The sequence below is a fragment of the Streptomyces sp. SID5785 genome, from assembly GCF_009870065.1.
Classification (GTDB): Bacteria; Actinomycetota; Actinomycetes; order Streptomycetales; family Streptomycetaceae; genus Streptomyces.
This window is the reverse complement of record NZ_WWIA01000256.1, coordinates 1-398: the sequence shown is the minus strand read 5'-3', so window position 1 is coordinate 398 and position 398 is coordinate 1. Positions and strand designations below refer to the sequence as shown.

General features: G+C 75.4%; 1 protein-coding gene. It reads left to right on the top strand.

What is annotated here, in order from left to right; genetic code table 11:
• A partial coding sequence (locus tag GTW43_RS07700; RefSeq protein WP_272922505.1) for a transketolase C-terminal domain-containing protein occupies window positions 1–398 on the top strand: 398 nt, incomplete at both ends.

Sequence of the window (398 nt, the reverse complement as noted above, 5' to 3'; positions counted from 1 at the left end):
TCGGCCTCGGCGAGGACGGCCCGACGCACCAGCCCGTCGAGCACCTCGCCTCGCTGCGCGCCATCCCGGGCCTGAACATCGTGCGCCCCGCCGACGCCAACGAGACGGCCGTCGCCTGGCGCGAGATCCTGCGCCGCGGCTCGGCCGCGCCCGCCCCGCACGGCCTCGCACTGACCCGCCAGGGCGTGCCCACGTACGCGCTCGACGAGGACGCGGCCAAGGGCGGCTACGTCCGCGCCGAGGCCTCGAAGGAGACCCCGGACGTCGTCCTGATCGCCACCGGCTCCGAGCTGCAGCTCGCCGTCGACGCCCGCGAGACGCTCGAGGCCGAGGGCATCGCGACCCGCGTCGTGTCGATGCCGTCCGTCGAGTGGTTCGAGGAGCAGGACCAGGCGTAC